Genomic DNA, 16,419 nt, shown 5'->3' with positions numbered 1-16,419 from the left:
GGACACAGTAGCCACCCTGACCGACCGATCCGTGCGTAAGGGAAGCGGCGTGCAGACACCGAGATCAAGAGCGTTGCAACTCCTCGCGGTGTTCGAACAGTGAGAACTGCCCTGGGGCGCGCATCGTGCCATCCGATTGTTCAGCCGGGCAATTCACCCGTGCCAAGATCGAAGCCCAGGTTGACGACAGGCCCCTCCCCAAGCTGCATTGCGTCCTCCAAGTTCCTGTTTATCCGAGCATGTTGCAACGGAATAATATGGTATGCGATGACCGTAACGAACCAAATTGGCGATCGATTTTGCAATGTTTCGAATGCCTGACTCAGCGTCTGCGCGAACGCTCCAACGGGAACGGTTCGGGGGTGGGTGAAAGCGGCTCTGTTCATGATGGCAGGCCTGATACGGCAGGAGGGACGCGAAGGGCGGCTGCGCCGTTTCAGTGCACTGCGCGGCCGCTCTCGAAGCTGGGATTTGGCCGGATGTCTCCCGATCTATACCGATCGGGAGACATGGAGTGTCGCGCCCCGGCATCGGACCAGAACGCCAGGCTAGCGCCCTGATAGTCAGGTCGGCTAAATCGCCGGCGCCATTTTCGCTATCGCGAACCTCTGTCCAGAGTGGTTTCGCTCACCCCTCTTTTTTTCAGCTCGTTTCTGGCAACCTTTTCGGTTGGGGTTCTCGGCAGCGGCGTGTCGGTGATCTCGATGAAACGAGGGACCATATGGCGAGGTGCGCTCTCTTTGAAATGCTCGAGGAGGTCCGCCGGCTGAACGGACGATCCGGCGCGGCGCATGGCAACCACCATGATGTCTTCCTCGGTGAACTCCGACGGAATGCCGAAAGCCGCGCTTTCCACGATGTCGGGATGCTTTTCCGCGACAGATTCCAATTCATAAGCGGAGATGTTCTCGCCGCGACGCCGTATGGCTTCGTTCAGGCGATGTTTGAAGTACAGCCATCCGTCTTCATCCATCACGCCGGCATCGCCGGAGTGATACCAGAGGTTCCTGAGAGTCTCTACCGTCTTCGCATCGGAGCGGTAATAACCGGAGAACATGTTCCAGCTTTTCCTGGGGCGCGACACAATCTCGCCCATGGTGCCGGCAGGGACGGGCTTGTCCGCTTCGTCCACCACGGCGACCTCCCAGTCAGGATGTGCCCGGCCACAAGAACCGGGACGTGTTTCGTCTGCTGTATCCAGAGTGACAAAACTGGTTTCGGTCTGTCCGTACCCTGTAACGAGCTTCATGCCGAAACGGTTTTCAAACGCCTGCTGGTCCGGAACCATGGGAATGCATTGGCATACCCTCACAGGATTGTTGCCGTCGTCCGCGGTTGCTGGCGTTCGCGTGAGAATGACCGCCATGGCGCCCAGCAAATTTGTTGCCGTGGCACCGCTCGCACGCACCTGGTCCCAGAATTTGGATGCGCTGAAGCCATCCACCAGGGTCGTGTTGGTACCGTAGATCAAGGGTAGATAAACGCCGAACATCTGGGCATCGGTATGAAACAGCGGCAAAGGCGAGAAATAGCTGTCGCTGCTCGTATAACCCAGATTGTAGGCCATTGCCGATGCCCACGAATAGCAGTGGTGATGGGACATCAACGCGCCCTTGGCTGGGCCGGTCGTACCGGACGTATACAGGATGGCCATCGGATCGGAGTAATGGACATGGACCGGGTCGAAATCCCGCTGGGGCGCCAGGCATTCCTCGAAGGCGACGATACGAGCGATCTTGATGCCCGCCGCTCGCGCTTCCTCCGGGTCGGTCCCCACGACAACGAGTGTCCGGATCTCCGGCAGCTTGTCCTGAACTTTGGCGATTTCCGTCAGCACGGTCGCGTCGGCGACGAGCACTTCAGCACCGCAATTGTTCAGATTGTGGCATAGAAGGTCGCCCTTCAGCCCCGGATTGTTCGGAACTTCGACCGCGCCCAGTTTCGATACCGCAAACCAGATCGCCACGAACTCGAAGCAGTTTGGCAACAGCATCGCCACCCGGTCCGACGGGCTCACACCCAGCTTGCGCAAGCCATGCGCCAACTGGCTGGAAATGGATTCCATCTCCTCGAAGCTGGCCGAACGACCGCATATGTCGATAAATTTCCTGCCGCCAAGCAGTTCTGCCTGCCTCAGCAGAATCCTTGGCAACACCCGGTTTTCAATATCGTCGTCATGTCTGCCCGGAATATAAAGGCGGGACGGAACTTCATTTGTTGTCATCAGCACAGTTAAAACTCTTTTGCTCGCGCCTGTGATTCCGCCGAAAGAAATCCCCGAACGGTGGCTGCGGTCTCTATCCTCATCGCGTCGGCGAGCGATGAGTGGAAACCTTCATTGATGGCTCGTTTGATTTCGGCGACCGACTCCGCAGGACGCTCTGCAATCCTTGAGGCGAGCTTTTCAGCCTCGGCCAGAATCTGATCTTCGGGGAAGAGTTTCCACGCGATCCCGACCTCCAGGGCCTTCTTCGCATCGTGGCGGTCGCCGAACATGATCAAATCCTTGGCCATCTGCGGTCCCACCTGCTTCGTCAGAAGCGCGGTGACGCCGCCGGTGACGAAGAAGCCGTAACTTACCTCCGGGAAGAACCACCGCGTGTTGTCGGCAAACAGCCTGAAATCGCAGTTGATGACCCATTCGAGGGCACCACCGACGCACCAGCCATGCACCGCGGCGATGACAATCTTCCTGGATCGCATGATCTGCAGGGTGACCTGCTGAATGGCTTCAACCCAGGCCTGCGTTGCATCTTCCGATACGGTCTGTGCGTCGAGATCCTTCAGATCATCGCCTGAGCAGAAAGCACGGCCTTCGCCATGGAGAATGATGACGCGGATCGTTTCATCCGCCTCGGCCCTGGCGAGCGCCTCGGAAAGCTCTTTGACAAGCTCTTCGTTCATGGCGTTGAGCCGGTCCGGCCGGTTCAGCTTGACCCAGGCAATGACCCCGTCATGTCGAGCAACGATTGCTTCTGGCATGTGCTTTCCTTCACACTATCATCGGTTCGTCGTAAGAGCCCCAGACATCACGGAGCGCGCCGCAGATCTCGCCAAGGGTCGCTCTTGCCTTTACAAGCTCGATGGTCTTCGGCAGCAGGTTGACGCTCTCCGTCCGAGCCTGTTCCGCCAGTTCTTTGAGGAGAGATTGCACCCGGTCGCTGTCGCGGTTCGCACGCACGGTGTTCAGGCGATCTATCTGCAGTTGCGTGCATTCCTCGTCATAGGGGTGAATGCCCACCTCAGCCGTGCTGCTTTGCTCATCGACATAACGATTCACGCCGACGGAGATTTTCTCGCCGCTGTCGATCTTCTTGAACGTTGTGTAGGCCGAGTCGGCCAGCTTCTGCTGGAACCATCCCTCTTCGACCAGCTTGACGGCGCCTCCCCGCTCGTCGACCTCATTGAGGACCTTCCAGATTTCGGTTTCCATGTCGCGCGTCAGGCTTTCGACGAAATAGGATCCACCGAGAGGGTCGATGACGGATGTCACATTGATTTCATCGCGGATGATCTGTTGCGTGCGAATGGCCAGCTTCATCGCCTCCTCGGTGGGAATGGCGAAGGCTTCGTCCAGGCCGTTTGTATGCATGCTTTGGCACCCGCCAAGCACGGCACCCAGCGCCTGGATGGCGGTGCGCATCAGGTTGTTCTGGTGCTCGACCTTCGTCAGGCTCATCGCGGCGGTCTGCACATGCACCCGCAGGCGCATCGATTCCGGCTTCTTTGCCCCGAACCGTTCAGATATCACCTTGGCGTAGACCCGTCGTGCCGCCCGGAACTTGCAGATCTGCTCGAAGAAATCCTGGTGGCTGATGAAGAAAAACGACAGCCTGGGCGCGAAGTCGTCGATATCCATGCCCGCCGCGACGACTTCCTCGCAGTAGGCGATCGTGAAGGCCATGATGAATGCGATTTCCTGAACCGCATTTCCTCCAACATCCGACAGATGATACCCGCTCAGGCTGATCGGGTTGATCTTCGGTGTCGCCTTGGCGCTGTACATGATCAGGTCACGCAACAGTCTTACGGCGGGTCGGACCGGATAGATCCATTCCTTCTGAGCGACATATTCCTTCAACGGATCGGCCTGCAGCGTGCCTGCAAGCTTCGTGAAGTCCAGGCCGCGTTGTTCCGCCACGGCGATGAACATCGCATAGACCACCCATGCCGAAGGGTTGATCGTCAAGGAAACGGAAATCTTTTCCAGGTCGATCCCCTCAAAGAGGCGGTCCATGTCATCGATCGTGTCGATGGCGACGCCAACGCGTCCAACCTCGCCGAACGCCATCGGGTCGTCCGAATCCAGACCGAGCAAGGTCGGCAGGTCGAAATCCGTGGAGAGACCGGTCTGCCCGGTCTGGATCATGTATTTGTAGCGTTGGTTCGTCGCTTCGGGATTGCCGAAACCCGCGACCTGCCTGATGGTCCAGGGCCGCCCGCGATACATCGTGGGATAGGGTCCGCGTGTAAACGGGAAGGCGCCGGGAAAGCCCAGATCGCTTGCGGGAATGTCCGCGACGTCCGCTGCGGTATAGATGCGCTTCAGCGGGATGCCGGATTCGGTTTCGTAGGAAGGCTTTTCTTCAGGCCTGTCGTTCAGGACCGCCGCAAGTTCCTTTTCTTCCCATTCAGCCTGCCTTGCACGAAGTTCTTCGATGGCTGCTTCGGAGAACAAATTCATTGGCCCTGCCTCTCATTTTCCCAGCCAAGCAATGCCAGGGCGGCGACGGACGGATCCGCGTTCCTGTGCATCACAGCCTGAAGCTGCTCATCGAACCCATCGATGCCCTGATCGAATTTCTGCTGAAAAAGGTGCTTGGCCGTGCCCAGCACCCGTGCCCTGCAAATATTGTGCTGGCGCTCGGCCAGTTCCTGGCTTTCCTTCAAATGCTCCCAATGGCGGTCGATGGCATCCTTCAGGTCCTGGATGCGCTCACCCGAATAGGAGCTGACGGAAAGGACCGGCGTATTCCAGGCCGAGTTGTCCCGGACAGGTCCAAGCGCCATCATCCCTTGCAGCGCCGAGACGGTGGCTGCCGCTTCCGGCTTGTCGGCTTTGCTGACGGCATGTACATCCGCGATTTCGAGGATGCCTGCCTTGATGGCCTGTATGTCATCGCCCAGTCCGGGAGCGGAAAGAACCACGACCGTATGGGCCGCGGTCACGATTTCCACCTCGTCCTGGCCGACACCGACAGTCTCGATGATGATGGGCGAGTAACCGGCTGCATCGAGGACATCGACGGCCTGAAAGGTCGAACGGGCCAGACCGCCAAGATGGCCGCGGGTCGCCATGCTGCGCACGAAGGCCCGGGTTGCTTCGGCGGCATCGTTCATCCGCACGCGATCGCCCAGAATGGCACCGCCGGAAAAGGGGCTGCTGGGATCGATCGCAATCACCCCAACCTTGTGACCGTCAGCGGTTAACGCCTTGATAAGGGAGGAGACAAGGGTGGATTTGCCTGCGCCCGGCACGCCGGTGATGCCGATAATATGCGCTTTGCCGGTGTGCTTGTAGATTTCCGCCAGGGCATCGGAAGCTTCCGCATAGCCGGCTTCGGCGCGGGAAATCATCCGGGAAATGCTCAGGGTGTTGCCTGCGAGTACCTCCGGCACCAGATCCATCGAAGGTCTGTAGACCGGACGCGGTTTGTTGGAGCGGGTGACGATCGTCATATGCGGCCTCGGGCAGCGATCATGTCCCTGATCGTGGAGACGATCAGGTCCGCACGGGCCTCTTGCGGAATAATAACATCGACGCCGCAGTCCATCAGGGAAGCGTAGTCCTGTTCCGGTATCACTCCGCCCGCAACGATAGCGATGTGATCGGCGTTTTGTTCGCGAATACATCGGCCCAGCTCACGGAACAGTGGAACATGGGAGCCAGAGAGAAGGCTCACCCCGATCACATCCACGTCTTCCTGGATTGCCGCGTTGACGACCTGGAGCGGCGTTTTGTACAGGCCGGTATAGATAACCTCCATTCCGGCATCCCGTAGGATGCGGGCCACTACCTTGGCGCCGCGATCGTGGCCATCAAGCCCCAGCTTGGCAACAAGCACCCGGATGGTCGGTGGCGTTGCTGCTTCAGTCTTGGCAATTGCGGCTTCGCCGTCTTTCGTCGTCATATTCATGTTCATTTGCTATCCCGTGCTCCATCGGAGGTCCTGCTGCCGCCGGCCCTCCTGACTGCGGCCAACTCGCTTTCGATCGAATCCGAAATTATTTTCAACCCGAGGTCGATCTCCTCCTCGGAGATGGTCAATGGCGGGGCTATTCTGAACACACCGCCCATCCCAGGAAGCTTGACGATGTTCATGTTCAGGCCACGCTTCAGCGCTTCCGCGGCGATGCCAGCCCCGAGTTCGTGATCGGAAGCGCCGCTCTGCCGGTCCTTGACGATCTCGACGCCAAGGAAAAGACCGCGCCCGCGTACATCGCCGACGCATTCGTAGCGTTGCTTGAGTTGCCGCAATCCGCCGGACAGCTTTTCGCCCAGATGGCGCGCACGCGCGATCAGGCCTTCTTCCTCCACGACATCGAGCACCGCGAGCCCCACTGCCGCCGGCAGCGGATCGGAAACATGGGTCGTATAAAAGAGGAAGCCGCGTTCATGGGCGATCGCTTCGATTTCGGGCGTCGTCAGGACAGCCGACAACGGAAGCCCCGCACCGATGGTCTTGGACAGCGTCAGGATATCCGGCACGACGCCATCTCTTTGAAAGGCGAACATGTCGCCGGTGCGGCCGACGCCGGTTTGCGCCTCGTCGAGGATGAGCAGCATGCCGCGCTCGCGGCATTTCTGCTTCAGCGCCGCGAGATAGCCTTCAGGAAGCTCCAGCATGCCGCCGCTTGAGAGGATCGGCTCTGCAATGAACGCCGCGAGGTTCCCGGTTGACTGGTTGTCCACCAGCGCGAAGGCATCGTCCAGTTCCGTGCGCCAGTCCAGAGAACCATCGGCATTGCTGAATCGCGGTCGGAAACTGTTTGGCGCGGGAATGGCGAACGATCCTACGGTCGCGGGTCCGTATCCCTTGCGGCCGGCGCTGTAGGTTGCCGAGGCAGCCGCCCCGGTCATTCCGTGCCAGCTTTTGGAGAAGGCAACGATCTCGTGCTTTCCCGTAACCAGCTTGGCCATGCGGATGGCCGCTTCGTTCGATTCGGCCCCGGTCGACAGAAGCAGTACTTTTTCGAGACCAGGCGTCAACGCCGAAAGGCGCGAAGCGAGTTCGACCACCGGTCGTGACAGCATGCCGCTGAAGAGATGCGCCACCTTCCCGACCTGTTGCCGGACCGCCGAAACGATCCTGGGATGGGAGTGCCCTAGGAGCGCGCTCATCTGCCCCGAGGTGAAATCGAGGATAGGCTTGTCGTCCGCGTCATAGACAAAGGAGCCCGCCGCACGTTCGACGATAACCGGGTCGAATGCCCCGCCATAGCGTATCAGGTGCCTCTCCGCAGAAGCCCAGAACGCGGGTTCATTGTTCTTTGACATCATCCCCTCCAAGATCTTTGGCGGACGATTAGCGGCTGGCACATCTCCAGTAAAATTGATAATACTCGATCCGGATATTAACGGAATTGATATGCGCGCTCCGCTTGATCTTCGCCTCCTGGTGACATTCGTGCATGCCGCCCAATCGGGTTCTCTCAGCGCGACCGCGACACGCGTCGGACGAACCCAGTCGGCGGTGACGATGCAGATGCAGCGGCTGGAAGAGATACTCGGCCAAAGCCTGCTGCACCGAAGTGGCAGTGGTGTTCGGCTTACCGGGAACGGAGCCCGTTTCCTGACCTATGCCGAGCGAATCCTGAAAGCTCATGATGAAGCGGTTTCGGCATTCTCGGAGAAAGGCCTGCATGGCTCCATCATATTCGGGAGCCCGGAAGACTATCTGATGGGCTTCTCCTCGACGCTTTTGAAGGGTTTCGGAACCCTGTTTCCCGCGGTGGAGATCAAGGTCGTTTCAGCTCCAACGATTGAATTGCGAACACTTTTGCGCTCGCGTCAGGTCGATATCGCGCTTGTTTCCACTCCCAACCTGAACGACTCGGAAGAGATTGTACGAACGGAGCCCCTCGCATGGGTCGGCAGCAAGCCGACGCTGGAGCTGCACAACTTCGGCGACATCGTGCCGCTGGCCTTGCCGGCATCGAATGCCATGGATCACAAGATCGCCTGCGATGCCATGGCTCGCGCAGGGTTGAGGTACAAGATATCCCATGCGAGCAACAGTCTTGCCGGATTGATCGCCCTGGCCCGGTCCGGCCTGGCGATAAGCGTTATGACCCAGGAAGCCGTGCCCAGCGACCTCTATGTTCTCAACGCTCCACTTCCCCGGCTGCAGCGCCTCGGCATCATAATCGCCTTTGCAGAGCCCGAGCAGTCGCCTGCGGTAAGTGCTTTCGCAGATCACATTCGCCATGTCCTGCCTACGCTCTAGAAGCGTGCGGGCACCCAGCTGAGCCGACAACCGGGCGTGGTGAGGATTGCGCCGGCAGTCCCTTGTTGGCCTCCTGAAACGCAGCGGCGCGCCGCTGCCGAGCTTTGGAAGGCGGCATTCGGCGGGATCCGTTTCCCGAGCGCCGAGGGCAAATGACGGGCGGATCAAGATGAAGTGACAGTCTTGGCCGAGCCCGGAGCCGCCTTATAAAAGTCCTTGATCGCCTTGCTCGAACGCGAGCCTGGCCGATCGTTCAAGGTGATTGGCTGTCATGGATCAGCTAAGGGAAGCGCCCGGGGCGACGAATGTGGAGCGGGCACCGGTTGTTCAACGCCGTTCGCGAAGCTGGATTGCCTGGCTCATTTTCCTGGTGCTCCTTGCGGTGGGAGCGACGCTGTGGTGGCAGCACGGGCAGTATGGGGAGCCGCCGGCGCGCCCGCGCGCGGCGCCAACCGTATCGGTCGGCGCCGCGACGGTTGAAACCGGCAACGTGAACGTCACACTCGATGCCCTCGGCACGGTGACGTCGCTTGCGACCGTCACCGTCAAGCCGCAGGTCAGCGGACAGCTTACGCAGGTGAATTTCCAGGAAGGCCAGGAGGTCAGGAAAGGCGACCCGCTCGCGCGGATCGACCCTCGCCCCTATCAGGCCGCGCTTGCGCAGGCCCAGGGCCAGCTCACCCGCGATCAGGCGCTGCTGCAGGATGCGCAGATTGATCTGGGGCGCGATAAGAAACTGGTTCCGGGCGGCGCGATCCCCCAGCAGACGCTCGACACGCAGGCCGCGCTTGTCGCGCAATATGTCGGCACGGTCGAAGCCGACAAAGCGGCCGTGCAGGCGGCAACGATCAATCTCGACTACACCACCATCCTCGCTCCCGTGGATGGTCGGGCGGGTCTGCGGCAGGTGGATGAAGGCAATTATGTCACCCCCGGCGATGCCGGCGGCATCGTCGTCATCACGCAGATGGAGCCCATCAGCGTGCTTTTCACGGTTCCGGAAGACAGGTTGCAGGAGATCGCGCAGCGTCTGGATCAGGGCGCCAGGCTGCCGGTCATTGCATTCGACCGCACCGGCGACAACAAGCTCGCCGATGGTCAGCTCGAGACCTTCGACAGCCAGATCGACCCGACGACCGGCACCATCAAGCTCAGGGCCTCCTTCGCCAACGAGAAGCGGACGCTCTATCCCAACCAGTTCGTCAATATCGACCTGATCGTGGACGAGCACGACGGCGTGACCATCGCGCCGACCGCCGCCATCCAGCGCGGCGTACCGGGCACGTTTGTCTACGTCATCGGCGCGGACGACACCGTCTCGGTGCGCAAGGTGACGCTCGGCGTCTTCGACGGCGAGCGCGTACAGATCGCATCCGGGCTCAATCCCGGTGAGCGGGTGGTCATCGACGGGGCCGACAAGCTGCGCGAAGGCTCCAAGGTGGCGGTGCGGCAGGAAGCCCGGACACCCCCATCGCAACAGCAGGCGGCCGATCCTGCAAAGCCGGCTGATGCCGTGAATCCGCAACAGCACAAGGGCAACGGCAGGCACAAGCCATCTGGAGCCGGGCAGCAGCAATGAGCCCCTCCCGCCCGTTCATCCTGCGGCCGGTCGCGACGACGCTCCTGATGGTTGCGATCATGCTGTCGGGCATATTGGCCTTCCGCTTCCTGCCGGTCTCGGCGCTGCCGGTGGTCGACTACCCCACCATACAGGTACAGACCTTCTATCCGGGCGCGAGCCCGGACGTGATGACTTCATCGGTCACGGCTCCGCTCGAGGTCCAACTCGGGCAGATCCCCAACCTCAACCAGATGAACTCGGTGAGCTCGGCCGGCTCGTCGGTCATCACGCTCCAGTTCAATCTCGACATCTCGCTGGACGTGGCCGAGCAGGAGGTGCAGGCCGCCATCAACGCCGCCGGCAACCTCCTGCCCTCGGACCTGCCCGCACCGCCGATCTATGCCAAGGTCAACCCGGCCGACGCGCCGGTGCTGACGCTTGGCCTGACATCCGAAACGATGCCATTGCGCGACGTGCAGGAACTGGCCGACACACGGCTTGCGCAGAAGATATCGCAGCTTCCCGGCGTCGGGCTGGTCAGCCTCGCCGGCGGCCAGCGGTCGGCCGTGCGCATCCAGGCCGATCCACGCAAGCTGGCCGCCTATGGCCTCAACATAGACGACCTGCGCACCACCCTCGGCAACGCCAATGTCAACACACCGAAGGGCAATTTCGATGGCCCGTCGCGCGCCTACACCGTCAACGCCAATGACCAGTTGCAGAGCGCCGACGAATATGGCCCGCTGATCGCCGCTTACAGGAACGGCGCGCCGGTGCGGCTTTCCGATGTAGCGACAGCGACCAATGGCACCGAGAACGACAAGCTCGGCGCCTGGATGAACGATACGCCGGCCATCATCATGAACATCCAGCGCCAGCCCGGCGCGAATGTCATCGAGGTGGTGGACCGCATCAAGGCGCTGCTGCCACAACTGCAGGCCTCGCTGCCGGGCGCCATCGAGGTGCATGTGCTGACCGACCGCACCACCACCATCCGCGCCTCGGTGCGCGACGTGGAATACGAGCTGGCTCTTGCCGTCATCCTCGTCGTGCTGGTCATTTTCGTGTTCCTGCGCAGCGCGCGCGCCACGCTGATCCCGAGCCTCTCGGTGCCGCTGTCGCTGGTCGGTACGCTCGGCGTCATGTATCTGTTCGGCTTCAGCCTCGACAATCTGTCGCTCATGGCATTCACCATCGCCACCGGCTTCGTGGTGGATGACGCCATCGTGGTGATCGAAAACATTTCCCGCTATATCGAGGCCGGCCACTCGCCGCAGGAAGCGGCGCTGATCGGCTCCGGGCAGATCGGCTTCACGATCATATCGCTGACGGTTTCGCTGATCGCGGTGCTGATACCGCTGCTGTTCATGGGCGATGTGGTGGGGCGGCTGTTCCGCGAATTCGCCATCACGCTTTCCACCACCATCCTCATCTCGGCCGTCGTGTCGCTGACGCTCGTGCCGATGGCCTGCGCCAGGCTGTTGCAGCCGATCACCGAAGTTCATGAGAACGTCTTCCAGCGTGCCAGCCGTGAGTTCTTCGAATGGGTGATCCGCGGCTACGGCCGCGCGCTGACCTGGGTGCTTGACCGCCAGACCTTCATGCTGATGGTCGCGATCGTCACGCTCATCCTGACGGGCGTGCTCTATGTCGTCATTCCCAAGGGCTTCTTCCCGGTGCAGGACACGGGCGTCATCCAGGCCATCACCGAGGCGCCGCAGTCGGTCTCCTATGCCTCCATGGCCGAGCGCCAGCAGGAACTGGCCACGGCGATCCTGAAGGACCCTGATGTCGATAGCCTGTCCTCATTCATCGGCGTCGACGGCACCAACACCACGCTCAATGTCGGCCGCATCCTCGTCAATCTGAAGCCGCATGATGAGCGCACCGCCAGCATCACCGAGGTGATCGACCGGCTGAAGAAGGAAACGGCGTCGATCCCCGGCACCACGCTCTACATGCAGCCGGTACAGGATCTCACCATAGACGGCACCGTCAGTCGCACGCAGTATCAGTTCGTGCTGCAGGACGCCAACGCCGGCGACCTCGCCGAATGGGCGCCCAGGCTGGTGGACAAGTTGAACATGCTGCCCCAGCTCTCGGATGTCGCCAGCGACCTGTCGCAGAATGGCCTCGCCGTCTTCATCGACATCGACCGCGACCAGGCCGCACGCTTCGGCATAACACCGGCGACGATCGACAACGCGCTCTACGACGCGTTCGGCCAGCGCATCGTCTCGACCATCTTCACCACGTCGAACCAGTATCGCGTCATCCTCGAGGCCGATCCCTCGCTACAACGGTCGGTCAGTTCCCTGTCCTCGATCTACCTGCCCACCTCCACGGGGGGTGCGCCGATCCCGCTTTCAGTCGTCGCCAGGGCGCGGGTCGATACCGCGCCACTGCAGATCACGCATATGGGTCAGTTCCCGGCCACCACCATTTCGTTCAATCTCGCGCCGGGGGCATCGCTGGGCGAGGCGGTCGCCGCGATCCAGCAGGCGCAGGCCGACCTCAACATGCCGGCCAGCGTCATCACCACCTTCCAGGGCGCGGCGCGCGCCTTCCAGGCCTCGCTCAGCAACCAACTCTTCCTGGTGCTGGCCGCGCTGGTCACGGTCTACATCGTACTGGGCGTGCTCTATGAGAGCTTCATCCACCCGATCACGATCCTGTCCACCCTGCCCTCGGCGGGCATCGGCGCGCTGCTGGCGCTGATGATCGCCGGACAGGACCTGACCATCATTTCCATCATCGGCATCATCCTCCTGATCGGCATCGTCAAGAAAAACGCCATCATGATGATCGACTTCGCGCTCGACGCGCAGCGCAACGAGGGCAAGTCGCCTCGCGAGGCGATCCATCAGGCCTGTCTGCTGCGCTTCCGGCCGATCCTGATGACGACGCTGGCCGCCATCCTCGGCGCGCTGCCGCTGATGCTGGGCACCGGCGTCGGCTCGGAACTGCGCCATCCGCTGGGCATCACCATCGTCGGCGGTCTGCTGCTCAGCCAGTTGCTGACGCTGTTCACCACGCCGGTAATCTATCTGTGGTTCGATCGGCTCGCGCAGCAGCTGCGGGGCCGGCCGGAACTGCCGGAAGGTCGGGAAGCGGACGCCGCGCCATGAACCTGTCGGCTCCCTTCATCCGACGGCCCGTCGCGACCACGCTGCTGACATTCGGCCTGTTCATGGCGGGGCTGGTGGCATTTCCACTGCTGCCGGTAGCGCCACTGCCGGAGGTGGACTATCCGGTCATTTCGGTACGCGCGACGCTTCCCGGCGCAAGCCCCGAAGTCGTCGCCAACACCGTGGCAAGCCCGCTGGAAAAACATCTCGGCCAGATCGCCGACGTCAACGAGATGACCTCTTCCAGCACGGTCGGCGGCACGCGCGTGACCTTGCAGTTCGGCCTCGACCGCGACATCGACGGCGCGGCGCGTGACGTGCAGGCGGCCATCAATGCCGCGCGTGCCGACCTGCCAGCCAGCCTGCGCTCGAACCCGACCTATCGGAAGGTCAATCCGGCCGACGCGCCCATAATGGTTCTTTCGCTCACCTCAGACACGCTGCCCAAGGGTCGGATATACGATGCGGCCAGCACCGTGCTGGCCCAAAAGCTCTCGCAGGTCGCGGGCATCGGCGAGGTCAATGTCGGCGGCTCTTCCCTGCCGGCGGTCCGCGTCGAACTCGATCCGCAGGCGCTTTACAAATACGGCATCGGACTGGAGGACGTGCGCGCCGCCCTCGCCTCGGCCAATGCCCATAGCCCCAAGGGCGCCATCGATGTCGGCGACCAGCGCTATCAGATCTACGCTAACGATCAGGGCACCCGCGCCGACGATTACCGCTCGCTGATCGTGGCCTACCGCAACGGCGCCCCGGTGCGGCTTATCGATGTCGGCAAGGTGACGGATTCGGTGGAGAACATCCGCAATGCCGGCCTCGCCAACGGCAAGCCGGCGGTGCTGATCATCCTCTACCGCTCGCCCAACGCCAACATCATCGCCACTGTCGACCGCGTGAAGGCGCTGCTGCCGGCGTTGCGCGCGTCGATCTCGCCGGCCATCGATCTGTCGCTCGCCGTCGATCGTTCGACGACCATCCGCGCCTCGCTGAAGGAGGTCGAGCAGACGCTGATGATCGCCATCGGGCTGGTCATCCTCGTCGTCTTCGCTTTCCTGCGGGACGTGCGCGCCACCATCATTCCCATCGTTGCGGTGCCGGTGTCGCTCGTCGGCACGCTGGGGGTGATGTATCTGTGCGGCTTCAGCCTCGACAATCTGTCGCTGATGGCGCTGACCGTCGCCACCGGCTTCGTGGTCGATGACGCCATCGTCGTGCTGGAAAACATCTCGCGGCATATGTCGGCGGGCATGTCGCGCATGGAGGCGGCCATCAGGGGCGCGCAGGAAGTGGGCTTCACGGTGCTGTCGATGAGCACCTCGCTCATTGCCGTGTTCATCCCGATTCTGCTCATGGGCGGCCTCATCGGCCGGCTGTTCCGCGAATTCGCCATCACCCTTTCGGCCGCGATCCTGGTCTCGCTCGTCATCTCGCTTACCGCCACGCCGATGATGTGCTCGATCCTGCTGCGAGGCGAACATGACCGCAGCCACGGCCGCATCTACCGCTTCAGCGAGTGGGTGTTTGAGGGCATGCTTGCCGGCTATCGCAGGTCGCTCTCCTGGGCGCTGGACCATTCGCGTTTCATCCTGGCCGTGCTTTTCGCTGCACTGTGCCTTAACGCCTATCTCTATGTCACTATTCCAAAAGGTTTTTTCCCACAGCAGGACACGGGGCGGCTGGTCGGTTCGATCCAGGCCGATCAGGCGATTTCCTTCCAGCTCATGTCGCAGAAGCTCAGCCGGTTCATCGATATCGTGAAGAGCGATCCGGCGGTGGAAACCGCTGTCGGCTTCACCGGCGGCGGTCAGACCAATTCCGGCTTCATGTTCGTGACGCTGAAACCGCAGGCCGAGCGCGGGATATCCGCTGATCAGGTCATTGGCAGGCTGCGCCCGCAACTCGCCGAAGTTCCCGGCGCCACGCTGTTCCTCCAGGCCGTGCAGGACATCCATGTCGGCGGCAGGCAGAGCAACGCCCAATACCAGTACACGCTTCAGGGCGACAGCTTCCAGCAACTCAATGAGTGGGCGCCGAAGCTTCTGGCGGAACTGGAGAAGGAGCCCAGGCTCACCGACGTCAACAGCAACCAGCAAAACAAGGGTCTCGAAACCGAGGTCGTCATCGACCGCGACACCGCCGCCCGCCTCGGCATCAGCGTCAGCCAGATCGACAATACGCTCTACGATGCGTTCGGGCAGAGGCAGGTTTCTACCATCTACGTGGCGCGCAACCAGTATCATGTGGTCATGGAAGTGGCCCCCGAATACTGGCAGGACCCGGAGACGCTCAGGCGGGTTTATGTGAGCAAGTCCGGCGGTTCGGTCGGCGGCGCGCAGGCGACGAATGCGGTTGCCGGCACCTTCATGTCATCCGGCCAGTCCGAAAATGCGGCGTCCATTGCCGCCGACACCGCGCGCAACCAGGCGACCAATTCCATCGGCAATACCGGCAAGGGCGCGGCTTCCACCGGATCGGCGGTGAGCACCAGCGCCGAGACGATGGTGCCGTTGTCCTCCGTGGCGCAATACGGCCCCGGCAGCACGCCACTGGCGGTCAACCATCAGGGCCTGTTCGCCGCCACCACGCTTTCCTTCAACCTGGCCCCCGGCGTGTCGCTCAGCGACGCGGTTGCGGTCATCACCCAGGCGAAGGACCGGATCGGCATGCCGGCCTCGATCCATGGCAGCTTCCAGGGCACGGCGCGCGTGTTCGAGGAATCGCTCGCCAACCAGCCCCTGCTCATCCTCGCTGCGCTGATAGCGGTCTATGTGGTGCTGGGCATCCTCTACGAGAGCTACGCGCATCCCCTGACCATCCTATCCACCCTGCCGTCCGCCGGCGTCGGCGCGCTGCTGGCACTGACGGCCTTCGGCATGGAGTTCGACCTCATGGCGCTGATCGGCGTCATTTTGCTGATCGGCATCGTGGAGAAGAACGCCATCATGATGGTCGACTTCGCCCTGGCCGCCGAGCGCAACGAAAACAAATCCTCGCGCGATGCCATCCATCAGGCCTGCCTGCTGCGTTTCCGCCCCATCATGATGACGACCATGGCGGCCATGTTCGGCGCCGTGCCGCTGGCGATCGGGTTGGGCGAAGGCTCGGAATTGCGCCAGCCGCTCGGCATCGCCATCGTGGGCGGCCTGATCCTCAGCCAAATGCTGACCCTCTACACCACGCCGGTCATCTACATCTATATCGACCGGCTCGGCCTGTGGTGCCAGCGTCAGCGTGCCTCGCAAGGCAGCCCGGCCCGACCTGGCCCGCAACCGGGCGAGTAGCT

10 protein-coding genes are annotated in these 16,419 nt (G+C 61.8%); 4 read left to right on the top strand and 6 right to left on the bottom strand.

The genetic code is table 11. The annotated features are described in order from the left end of the window. Positions 1-595 precede the first annotated feature (595 nt). The 6 genes from C7441_RS01590 to C7441_RS01565 are packed head-to-tail and all read right to left on the bottom strand — an operon-like array spanning position 596 to position 7,498. Entirely contained in the window at positions 596-2,224 is a 1,629-nt protein-coding gene (locus C7441_RS01590; RefSeq protein WP_109611602.1) for an AMP-binding protein, read from the bottom strand. An 8-nt stretch (positions 2,225-2,232) separates the two neighbouring features. Beyond that, on the bottom strand, positions 2,233-2,982 hold the full coding sequence (locus tag C7441_RS01585) for an enoyl-CoA hydratase/isomerase family protein (protein WP_109611410.1): 750 nt from the start codon (positions 2,980-2,982) through the stop codon (positions 2,233-2,235). A 10-nt stretch (positions 2,983-2,992) separates the two neighbouring features. Continuing rightward, a complete protein-coding gene (locus tag C7441_RS01580) occupies positions 2,993-4,684 on the bottom strand; it encodes a methylmalonyl-CoA mutase family protein (protein ID WP_170124971.1) in 1,692 nt (563 codons plus the stop codon). After that, positions 4,681-5,679 carry a methylmalonyl Co-A mutase-associated GTPase MeaB gene (meaB, locus tag C7441_RS01575; protein WP_019172474.1) on the bottom strand — a complete coding sequence of 333 codons (999 nt, stop codon included), beginning with the start codon at positions 5,677-5,679 and terminating at the stop codon, positions 4,681-4,683. The genes C7441_RS01580 and meaB overlap by 4 nt, the downstream gene beginning before the upstream one ends. Next, the gene (locus C7441_RS01570; RefSeq protein ID WP_210205594.1) at positions 5,676-6,143 is read right to left on the bottom strand and encodes a cobalamin B12-binding domain-containing protein; all 468 of its coding nucleotides are present in this window, start codon (positions 6,141-6,143) and stop codon (positions 5,676-5,678) included. Before C7441_RS01570 ends, meaB begins: the two co-directional genes overlap by 4 nt. Continuing rightward, the gene (locus tag C7441_RS01565; protein WP_109611599.1) at positions 6,140-7,498 is read right to left on the bottom strand and encodes an aspartate aminotransferase family protein; all 1,359 of its coding nucleotides are present in this window, start codon (positions 7,496-7,498) and stop codon (positions 6,140-6,142) included. Before C7441_RS01565 ends, C7441_RS01570 begins: the two co-directional genes overlap by 4 nt. Before the next feature lie 91 nt (positions 7,499-7,589). Between C7441_RS01565 and C7441_RS01560 the strand changes: the two genes are divergently transcribed. The 4 genes from C7441_RS01560 (at position 7,590) to C7441_RS01545 (ending at position 16,417) form a co-directional block, all read left to right on the top strand. Beyond that, on the top strand, positions 7,590-8,447 hold the full coding sequence (locus tag C7441_RS01560; RefSeq protein WP_109611409.1) for a LysR family transcriptional regulator: 858 nt from the start codon (positions 7,590-7,592) through the stop codon (positions 8,445-8,447). Between the two features lie 271 nt (positions 8,448-8,718). Next, positions 8,719-10,026 (top strand): MdtA/MuxA family multidrug efflux RND transporter periplasmic adaptor subunit, encoded by a 1,308-nt coding sequence (locus tag C7441_RS01555; RefSeq protein ID WP_109611408.1) that lies wholly within the window; start codon positions 8,719-8,721, stop codon positions 10,024-10,026. Next, positions 10,023-13,136, top strand: coding sequence for an MdtB/MuxB family multidrug efflux RND transporter permease subunit (locus C7441_RS01550; protein ID WP_109611407.1), 3,114 nt, complete (start codon positions 10,023-10,025; stop codon positions 13,134-13,136). Before C7441_RS01555 ends, C7441_RS01550 begins: the two co-directional genes overlap by 4 nt. Further along, positions 13,133-16,417, top strand: coding sequence for an efflux RND transporter permease subunit (locus C7441_RS01545; protein ID WP_109611406.1), 3,285 nt, complete (start codon positions 13,133-13,135; stop codon positions 16,415-16,417). The genes C7441_RS01550 and C7441_RS01545 overlap by 4 nt, the downstream gene beginning before the upstream one ends. Positions 16,418-16,419 lie beyond the last annotated feature (2 nt).

The organism is Pseudaminobacter salicylatoxidans (genome assembly GCF_003148475.1).
GTDB classification, from domain to species: domain Bacteria; phylum Pseudomonadota; class Alphaproteobacteria; order Rhizobiales; family Rhizobiaceae; genus Pseudaminobacter; species Pseudaminobacter salicylatoxidans.
The sequence above is the reverse complement of the archived record's forward strand: the minus strand, read 5'-3'. Positions and strand labels throughout refer to the sequence as shown.